The sequence below is a fragment of the Rhodococcus sp. EPR-134 genome, assembly GCF_001647205.1.
GTDB lineage: Bacteria > Actinomycetota > Actinomycetes > Mycobacteriales > Mycobacteriaceae > Rhodococcus_F > Rhodococcus_F qingshengii.
Map to the genome: position 1 here is coordinate 1 of NZ_LVCT01000792.1, position 8,607 is coordinate 8,607.

The window sequence follows — 8,607 nt, forward strand, 5'->3', positions numbered from 1 at the left end:
TCGGGTCTTGGACGGAACGTCGGGGGATGTTCGTGTGACCACCCTCGCGGACTCGCGCACACCGGTGCTGCTGGGCGAAATCATGGACACCATTGCGGCCGACGAGCAACTGCACGATCCGAGAGTCGACGCCCTGGACGTTTACGACAGACGCAACGGGTCGAACATGCGCGAAAGCATCTCCGTTTACCTCGCACATTCGGGCGATGTCCGACGTGCATCCGAGCAGCTTCGGATTCACCCGAACACCCTCAGATATCGGATCAAGAGGGTCGAGGAGATCACGGATACCGACCTCTCCGAGCCGTCGGCCAGGCTGTTGATGGAGATTCAGTTGGCGGCGTCTGCTCGGGCAGTGAGTTCGCCGAACCTGTCGGACCCCAGCAGTACTCTTCGCGAATGATCGACTCAGCGAAGGTGCCAGGCGCAGCGCGCGCGTATTTCGACGGCGGCGACGTCCGCGGCGTTTTCACCGAAGACGCAGTGGTTCGTGACGACGGCCGGACGTATGTCGGGATCGAAGAAATCGTGGCGTGGAAGTCCGCCGTGTCGACGGCGTTCACCTTCACCCAGAAGATCGAGTCGGTCAACACCCCAGGCTCGGCCGTTGTCGTGTCGGTGAAGGTCGAGGGTGATTTTCCCGGAAGCCCCGTCCAGTTACATCACCATTTCACTCTCGACGGTGATCGGATTTCCGCTCTCACGGTGTGCCCCTGATGCCCACCGCTGACGAACTGCTCGGGAAATCCGTCGTCGCCGATCTGGCAGGCTGTCTAGAGCGAGCCTCCGGTCACACACGCCTCGCCCTCGTTCGGGGTAGTACATCCGAATTCGACGGTATGAGTCTCGGCGAACGTACGCGCGTTGTGCGGGACGCGATGACTGCCGAACTGTCTCGAGATCTTCCGGCCTTCGCCGAGATCATCCGCCGTGCGCTTTCAGAAGAGACCTTCACCGGTTGGATGATCTGGCCGGTGACCGAAGCCGTCGCCGTCACGGCGACACGAAGTGGCTCCGAGTCGGATTTCGACGAGGGAATGGCTCTGCTTGCCGAGTTGACGTCGCGTCTGACGGCCGAATTCGCAATTCGCTCATTTCTCGAAACGAACCTTGACCGTTCGCTGGCGATCGCACTCACCTGGACCGGCCATGAAGACGAACACGTCCGGCGCTTGGCGACCGAAGGCACTCGTACTCGTTTGCCCTGGGGAAGACGAGTGAAAGAATTGACGGCGCGTCCCGAGTCGACAATCGTCATTCTCGACGAGCTGTATCGGGATGATTCGGAATATGTACGACGTTCGGTCGCAAACCATCTCAACGATCTCAGTCGTGCTGACGCTGCGCTCGCAGTATCGACTGCGAAGCGTTGGCTGCAGACACCGGATGCCAACACACTGAAAATCGTCAAACATGCATTGCGGACGTTGATCAAGGCCGGCGATCCAGATGCTCTGTCCCTCTTGGGGTTCTCGCCGCCCACCGACGTCGTGGTCGAGGGGTTCGTCATCGACCGCGAAACAGTTGATGCGGGTGGAGAACTCACCTTCGACTTCGCCGTCACGAACAATGGCAGCGAGTCCGTCACCGTCGTGATCGATTACATCGTCCACCACGTGAAGGCCAACGGGCAGACGACGCCCAAGGTCTTCAAACTGACAACACGAACGCTGGAACCCGGGGTGCCGGCCCGTATCGCGAAGAGGCATTCCTTCAAACCGATCAGCACCCGGAAGTACTACGCCGGCGAACATGCCGTCGAGGTGCAGATCAACGGCGTACGCCAGGTGCGAGGTGTATTCCGTTTGGACGCGTGAGGAGATCCGGCCTAGACGCGGAGACCGGCAAATATCGGGATCGGGGCTATGCGGACCGTCGTCCAGATCAACACGAGTGTCAAGATCACAGCCGGTGACCAGCGCAACTGATGCCAGAGCACGACGGGTCTTCCACGGGTGCGGGCGGTCGTCCACGAGACGTACGTGAACGCCAGTGCAAGCAGCATCACGAGGCCAAAGGCATTGAAACGCATCGCTGCACCGAAATCGCCGTGGATGAGGCTGTACACCATCCGAGTGCTACCGCAACCGGGACAATTGACGTTGAACAGCGCTTTGGTCGGACAAACGGGAATGACCCCACCAGGTGTGGTGGGGTCACTCCAGGAGATGAAGCCGCACAGCGCAATTGCCGTGAACGCAACTGCCGCTGGCGCCTTCAGTGCGGCGAGTCGTGATATGTCATCGTTCTCGGTGTCACCACAATTCGGTGTCATTGCAGTTCGGTGTTTGGCCGTCGATCAGTGTCGCCGGTCGGCGTCGGCGGTCACAGGGAACTCGATCCGGCAAGGACGACGACAAAAAGGAAGTACAGAACAGCGACGGCAACACCTGCGCCGACTGACCACAAGGCGAACTTCTTGGCATCGTCAGCTGATTTTCGCGCAGCGTCGAACTGACCTTGCGCCCACAAAGTGTTGACCTGGCTTGATTTGACGATCGAGACGATGCCGAGCGGGAGGCAGCAGAACACTGTCACGAGAATCGCCCAGACCAGATTGTTGTCCGGCGGAGGGCCGACCGGTTGTTGCTGGCCGTAGTACGGGTTCTGCGTCATTGGTCACCTAGCGTTCGGAGAAACAGGGCGTTCGGAGAAACACCCTCTGACGTGCGAAGAGCACGGGCAGGTGACAACATAATCCGTTTCCGAGTGAGTCAGTATCGACTGTTCGTATGACAGAGAATCCGGTTGATTTCTGATTCGGAAGGCGATACCGAAGACGTCAGCGCATGACCTGTACCTGCTCGGCGATATCAGCGGCCAGGGCCATCGCAGTCAGAGCGAGGCCGTTGTTGAGGTCGTATCGCAGATGCCCGACATGGCCGTCCTGGACAGCGCGGACTCGTTTCCACGTGGGCGACTCGGCTTCCACAGCGTCGGGGTTCTGTAGCAAGACGAAGTCGGCCTGGTCGAAGATCGCAAGCTCCTCGAGGCTGTAGAAAGTCGAATCCTTCCGATCAGGTGCGGCATGGGCAGCGTCGGTCAAGACGTTCAAGCCGAGGTCCTGCGCAACCGAGACGGCGAACGTGTTGTTCTGCAGCCAGATCTGACCGCTGTCTGCGCCGGCGATCGCAATCGACTTGCCTTCGAGGAGACCACCGATCTTGGCCCGCGCTTGTGCAAGTTCGGCGTTGTATCGGGCGATGACGCGTTCGGCGACTTCGCGGCGATCGAGAGCCGTGAGCTGCGCGGTCATGGCCTGCTTCCACGACGAGCCCGTCGTGCCCTCGTCGACGACGAGCACCGGTGCGATGTCAGTGCCGAGCAGGCCCTTGTCCTGGTAGTAATTCCACCAGCCTTTCCCGACGACCAAAAGATCGGGGTCGTGGCTCAGTATCGATTCGGCATTCGGTTCGTTGTTCGTCCCACCGAGGCGAGCCGCGCCGGCGGGTACCTGGCGCATGAGTTGAGACTTCGGATCCCAATTGGTCGCGACGATCGGGTACTCGGCAAGTAGTGCAAAATCGAGGGCGCCTCGAGCTTCGAGCACCACGACACGCTTGGGGTCCCGCGGCAGGCGGTAGGCCTGGTCCGCGACGACGATGTCGACCCACTCGTCCGAGGCTTCGGTGCCGCTGGATTCGCTCGAACATGCAGAGAGCGCGCCTAGTGCACCGAGCGCCGCCGCACCGGCCAGGAATCCGCGTCGTGTCAAGGAATCGATCAGACGGGTGAACTCGCCGTCCACATCTCTTGTCGACTGCAAGGGGGTATCGGTCGCAAAAGGGGACACCGTCGGGTGGAAGGTTTCGGTCGATTCGATCACAGGCATGAGAAGGCGCAGCTCCATCTGATGTTCCGGGCATTGGCAGGTGCCTGACCAACGTATTCGAATTCCGTAGCCGGAGCCTTGCTCGAAAGCGCCAATCGCTCAGCGGATTTGGCCATTCGTCACGGACTCGTGCCACGGGACGCTCCCCTCGGATTCGGCTCGTCGTGGAGGGGCGCGCCCATCTGATCCGAACTCGAGGTATCGTGGCCGACATGCAGCGCGTCTATTTCTGGTTTAGCAGGCCGGCCCCGGGTGGGCCTGCCGGCGTAACCACGCGCTGACAACCTCCACCCAAGAGCCGGACTACAGACCGGCTCGCTGGAGTTTCTCTTCATCTCTGGGGTCGGCCTGAGAACAGGAAACCGAAAACCCCATGACTGTCACCATCGACACCACCACAGCTTCGGACAGCCTCGACGATCAGCGCACTGTGAGTATCAGTCCGCTCGTGTCACCGGCGACTGTTCGTGCTCAGCACGCTCCGGACGAGGTCGCCGCCGCCACTGTGCGCACCGGTCGGGCCGACACCATCAACATCCTCAACGGTGACGACGATCGTTTGATCGTCGTAGTCGGTCCGTGCTCTGTGCACGATCCGGAAGCGGCGATGGACTACGCCCGCCGGTTGGCCGCCAAGGCCGACGAACTGCGGGACGATCTGCACATCGTCATGCGCGTCTACTTCGAAAAGCCGCGCACCACACTCGGGTGGAAGGGCCTGCTCAACGACCCCCACCTCGACGGCACGTTCGACATCAACACCGGGCTCGGTATCGGCCGCAAGTTGCTTCTCGACGTGTCGAGCCTGGGCCTGCCAGTCGGCTGCGAGTTCCTTGATCCGATCATGCCTCAGTACATTGCCGACCTGGTCAGCTACGGTGCGATCGGCGCCCGGACCGCCGCCAGTCAGGTTCACCGTCAGCTGTGCAGCGCGCTGTCCATGCCCGTCGGTATCAAGAACTCCACCGAAGGTGACGTGCAGGTAGCCGTCGACGGCACCCGCGCCGCGGCAGCGAGCCACGTGTTCCCCGGAACGGACCTCGACGGCCAGGCTGCCTTGATCCGTACCGCGGGCAACCCCGACTGCCATGTCATTCTTCGTGGCGGTAGCGACGGACCGAACTACGATGCCGAGACAGTCGCGGACACCCTTGCCCGCCTGCGTAAGTCGAACCTGCCCGAGCGCGTGGTCATCGACGCGAGCCACGGTAACAGCAGCAAGGACCATGAGCGTCAGGTCATCGTGCTCGACGACATTGCCCGACGTCTGACCGAGGGCGAGCAGGGAATCGCCGGCGTCATGTTGGAGAGTTTCATCGAGGCCGGCCGTCAGGACCTGACCTTGGGCAAGGCGGACGAGCTCACCTACGGCCAGTCGATCACCGACGCGTGCATCGACTGGTCCACCACCGCAGCGCAGTTGGACCGTCTGGCGCAGGCCGTTGCGGCTCGGAGGGGCTGACGCCCCCGTGCGCCTATTTGGTAGCGCCAACTACCAAAAAGGCGCACAGGGCCGCTAGGCCAACACTTCTCGCGTGGCCTCGACCAGGTGCTCCAGCCAGGCGTCGGTGCCGACGGCGCGGCGCAGTGGCTCGTTGGGCAGTTCGATGCTGACCGGCAGTCCGGCAGGCAAAGTCGACCAGATGTCGGCCAGGGCTATGCCGCCGGTGCCGGGCACCAGACGCTCCTCGCGGGCCTGACGGATCAGCTCTGCGTCCCCAGTGGGAGCGGGGGTCGAACCGTCGCACATCTGGGCGTAGTGCAACCACTCGCGCGGGATGGACGCAAGATCCTCGAGCGTTGTCGCCGAGCGGTCGGTGTGCAATGCGTCGACCAGGACACTACGAGCCGGACCGTCTGCCGCCGAGACGATCTCGATGGCCGCACGTGCATCGGGCACCGCAGTCCACGGCATGAACTCGAGGGAAGCGACGATGCCGTAGTTCGCGCACAGTTCAGCGAGGCGGGCATAGGAGTCCGTGAGCCGAGCGCGGTCGCGGTCGTCGCCGCCCACCAGAACGGCTTTGGCTCCGAGCTGTGCTCCGGCTTCGAGCAGCGGAGCGTAGTCGGTGGGGTCGAAGTCGGCTGCAAGACGGATGATTTCGAGGTCGAATACCTCGACCGGTGAATCGCCCAGTCGACGCACCAGTTCGTCCAACGACTGCTTGTCCTCGTGCAGAGGGTAGGCCGTCGTACCTGGTGCCGCGGGCATCAGACGGATACCGATGGTGTCGAAGCCGTGCTTTTCAGCTAAGTCGACGTGCTGCATCGGTGCGGTGTCGAGCACTGTGAGGGCTGCCAGTCCGAGTGAGAGTGTCATGCGTGCGCTCCAACTGTCTCGGCTCCGGCCAGTTCCCGGCCGGCCAGGTAACCGAATGTCATGGCCGGTCCGAGGTTGATGCCCCCGGACGGGTAGTGCCCGCCCATCACGCTCGCCTGATCGACGCCGACGGCGAGCAACCCCTCGATGGGGCGGTCGTTGTCGTCGAGCACATGCGACGACGAGTCCGTGACCAGTCCGGCGAAGGTGCCGAAACTCCCTGGCACGACTTTCACCGCGTAGTACGGGCCCTTCTGCAAGGGCGCGAGCGACGGGTTCGGCCACGGATTGGAAGCATCTCCGGAACCTCGGTTGAACGGTGTTGTACCGCGACCGAACTCGGGGTCTTCACCGCCCACGGCCCCGATATTGAAAGCTGCGACGGTTTTCTCCAACTGCACGGGGTCGACGCCGATCTTCTCGGCCAAGTCCCGAAGAGTGCGCCCACGCGTGAGGTACCCCGAGCGCAGGTACGGCTGGATCGGGATCGGCAAGGGCTTCGCCATGCCCAGCGGGAGGTATCGCACATACTGTTGATCGGCAATCAACCACGAGCACACCTCTTCGCCCTCGGGAACCTGCTCGACCATCGCGAGTGTGTAGTCGTGATAGCCGAGTGCTTCGTTGACAAACCGCTTGCCGTTCGCGAGAACTCCGATGACACCGGGCTTTCCGCGATCGAGGATGTGCGGGAACACACCTTCCTTGCCGTTGCGGTAGCGAACGATGGAGACGGGGCAGTACGCGACGGGGGAGGCGAGGGTGCGGTCGAGGCTACCACCCACGGATTCGCCGAGGGTGATGCCGTCGCCGGTGGTTGTCTTCGGGGTGAGTGACCAGTGCTCGTTGCCGGTGGGGGTGCGCGGGAACAGTTCGCGTCGTCGGTCGATGTCCTGTGCGAAGCCGCCGGTGGCGAGTACGACACCACGTCGGGCAGTTACCGAGTACGCGCCGTCCGGACTTTCGAGGCGGACGCCGACAACGCGGCCGTCGTCATCGGTCTGCAACGCGGTCGCGGACGTCTTCACCCGAAACTCGACGCCGAGATCGAGCGCTGAGCGAAGCATCATGCCGACAAGCGCGGTGCCGTTGACGAGTTGCTGGCCACGACGCTTGGTGGCGAGATCGAACATGTGCTTTGTCACCCGAACACCACAGTGCACAAAGGCTTTTGGTGAGCGGGTCGAGTGCAGGAAAGCCTGCAGGTCGGGCCCGGCCATGATGCCCATACCGAGGAACGACGTTTCGTACAGCTGCCGACGCAGTAGCGCCGCGACATCTGGTCCGAGCTTTCGCAGACTCACCGGTTTCGGTCCGACGGAACGGTGACCCGTGCCGGCGCCCGGTGTGTCACCGTGAATATCGGCGATCTTGGCTCCGGGCACGAACTTCAGAGCAGTCTTGCGTTCGAAGAACTCGACCATCTCCGGGGCGCCGTCGAGGAGTGCATCGACCTTGGCGGCGTCGAAGTTGTCGCCGAGTCGGTTTTCCAGATACGTCCGCGGCGCCGAACGATCCTCGACAACCCCGTCGGCGATGGCAAACATGTTGCGTGGGGTCCACATCCACCCGCCCGACCAGGCCGTTGCGCCGCCGCAGGTGTCGGCCTTCTCGACAACGAGTACCGACGCGCCGCCATGTGCTGCGGCAATTGCTGTGGAAAGCCCGCCTGCGCCGGAGCCCACGACAACCACGTCGTAGGTGAGGGGGGTACTGCTACTCATTTCTGCTCCTTGGCAGTTGTTGCGAGGGTCGGTGTCGATGTCAGCTCGACAACCTTGCCCGTTCGTGACGATTCGTAGATTGCGGCGATGATGGCAAGTGACGCGCGCGCGTCTCGACCGGTGACGGCGGGTTCGCGCCCGGTCAGGACCGCGTCGGCGAAGTCCTGAACCTGCAGGGTGTGGAAGTCGGTCAGTGCCGCATTGACCGCTCCCACATCGAGATTGGCGTCGATGTCGGCGGAGTACGGCGCCCGGAACTCCACTTCGCCCGGCACCGTCCAGATTTCGTTGACACCCTCGTGCCCTTCGGGGAACTCGAGGACACTGGCGATGGCACCGGTGCGCCCGATCACCGTGACGCGGTTGCCCAGGTTGTGATTGGCACCCGTTGTCGCTGTGACGGTTGCGGTGCCACCCGAGGCAAAGGAAATCACTGCTGACGCGCTGTCTTCCGTCTCGATGTGCTCACCGTGGGTGTGGGTGCGGATGAAGCCGCTGACCGAGACGGCTTCGCCCATGAACCAGGCCAGCATGTCGATCTGGTGCACGGCCTGTGTCATGAGCACGCCACCGCCGTCGGTGTCCCAGCGTCCGCGCCAGGCGTCGGCCGAGTAGTAACTCGATGGGCGGTGCAGGATCACCGACGCCTCACCGAGCATGGGTAGTCCGATCCGCCCGTTGTCGATGGCGTCGCGGATCCGACGTGCTGCCGGCCAGAATCGGCGTTGGAA

At 62.8% G+C, this 8,607-nt stretch carries 10 protein-coding genes; 4 read left to right on the plus strand and 6 right to left on the minus strand.

The window, feature by feature from the left end; genetic code table 11:
- The 3 genes from A2J01_RS33935 to A2J01_RS33945 all read left to right on the plus strand — a co-directional run.
- Positions 1-403 (plus strand): PucR family transcriptional regulator (locus A2J01_RS33935; RefSeq protein WP_197494359.1); only part of this gene is annotated, 403 nt, incomplete at its 5' end.
- Positions 400-717 (plus strand): nuclear transport factor 2 family protein, encoded by a 318-nt coding sequence (locus A2J01_RS33940; RefSeq protein WP_007733586.1) that lies wholly within the window; start codon positions 400-402, stop codon positions 715-717. The genes A2J01_RS33935 and A2J01_RS33940, both read left to right, overlap by 4 nt.
- Positions 717-1,817 (plus strand): DNA alkylation repair protein, encoded by a 1,101-nt coding sequence (locus A2J01_RS33945; protein WP_054188897.1) that lies wholly within the window; start codon positions 717-719, stop codon positions 1,815-1,817. The genes A2J01_RS33940 and A2J01_RS33945 overlap by 1 nt, the downstream gene beginning before the upstream one ends.
- Positions 1,818-1,828: 11 nt before the next feature.
- Here A2J01_RS33945 and A2J01_RS33950 read toward each other — a convergent pair whose 3' ends face one another.
- From A2J01_RS33950 to A2J01_RS33960, 3 genes are all read right to left on the minus strand, one after another.
- A complete protein-coding gene (locus A2J01_RS33950; protein ID WP_064114434.1) occupies positions 1,829-2,275 on the minus strand; it encodes a DUF2752 domain-containing protein in 447 nt (148 codons plus the stop codon).
- Between the two features lie 50 nt (positions 2,276-2,325).
- Positions 2,326-2,616: a CD225/dispanin family protein gene (locus A2J01_RS33955; protein ID WP_003940575.1), complete on the minus strand. Its 291-nt coding sequence runs from the start codon at positions 2,614-2,616 to the stop codon at positions 2,326-2,328.
- A gap of 166 nt (positions 2,617-2,782) precedes the next feature.
- The gene (locus tag A2J01_RS33960) at positions 2,783-3,832 is read right to left on the minus strand and encodes an ABC transporter substrate-binding protein (protein ID WP_037125863.1); all 1,050 of its coding nucleotides are present in this window, start codon (positions 3,830-3,832) and stop codon (positions 2,783-2,785) included.
- Positions 3,833-4,205: 373 nt separating this feature from the next.
- Between A2J01_RS33960 and A2J01_RS33965 the strand changes: the two genes are divergently transcribed.
- A complete protein-coding gene (locus A2J01_RS33965) occupies positions 4,206-5,294 on the plus strand; it encodes a 3-deoxy-7-phosphoheptulonate synthase (protein ID WP_030535319.1) in 1,089 nt (362 codons plus the stop codon).
- Between the two features lie 54 nt (positions 5,295-5,348).
- Here A2J01_RS33965 and A2J01_RS33970 read toward each other — a convergent pair whose 3' ends face one another.
- From A2J01_RS33970 to A2J01_RS33980, 3 genes are all read right to left on the minus strand, one after another.
- The gene (locus A2J01_RS33970) at positions 5,349-6,152 is read right to left on the minus strand and encodes a sugar phosphate isomerase/epimerase family protein (RefSeq protein WP_007733578.1); all 804 of its coding nucleotides are present in this window, start codon (positions 6,150-6,152) and stop codon (positions 5,349-5,351) included.
- Positions 6,149-7,876: an FAD-dependent oxidoreductase gene (locus tag A2J01_RS33975; RefSeq protein ID WP_064114435.1), complete on the minus strand. Its 1,728-nt coding sequence runs from the start codon at positions 7,874-7,876 to the stop codon at positions 6,149-6,151. The genes A2J01_RS33970 and A2J01_RS33975 overlap by 4 nt, the downstream gene beginning before the upstream one ends.
- Positions 7,873-8,607, minus strand: a 735-nt coding sequence (locus A2J01_RS33980) for a Gfo/Idh/MocA family protein (protein ID WP_064114436.1), incomplete at its 5' end; no start/stop codon positions are given. The genes A2J01_RS33975 and A2J01_RS33980, both read right to left, overlap by 4 nt.

Excerpts from the sequence above, each read along its gene's own strand:
- A2J01_RS33965 (WP_030535319.1), top strand. The coding sequence starts at position 4,206 with ATGACTGTCACCATCGACACCACCACAGCTTCGGACAGCCTCGACGAT.
- A2J01_RS33945 (WP_054188897.1), top strand. The coding sequence starts at position 717 with ATGCCCACCGCTGACGAACTGCTCGGGAAATCCGTCGTCGCCGATCTG.
- A2J01_RS33950 (WP_064114434.1), bottom strand. The coding sequence starts at position 2,275 with ATGACACCGAATTGTGGTGACACCGAGAACGATGACATATCACGACTC.
- A2J01_RS33960 (WP_037125863.1), bottom strand. The coding sequence starts at position 3,832 with ATGCCTGTGATCGAATCGACCGAAACCTTCCACCCGACGGTGTCCCCT.
- A2J01_RS33940 (WP_007733586.1), top strand. The coding sequence starts at position 400 with ATGATCGACTCAGCGAAGGTGCCAGGCGCAGCGCGCGCGTATTTCGAC.
- A2J01_RS33975 (WP_064114435.1), bottom strand. The coding sequence starts at position 7,876 with ATGAGTAGCAGTACCCCCCTCACCTACGACGTGGTTGTCGTGGGCTCC.
- A2J01_RS33955 (WP_003940575.1), bottom strand. The coding sequence starts at position 2,616 with ATGACGCAGAACCCGTACTACGGCCAGCAACAACCGGTCGGCCCTCCG.
- A2J01_RS33970 (WP_007733578.1), bottom strand. The coding sequence starts at position 6,152 with ATGACACTCTCACTCGGACTGGCAGCCCTCACAGTGCTCGACACCGCA.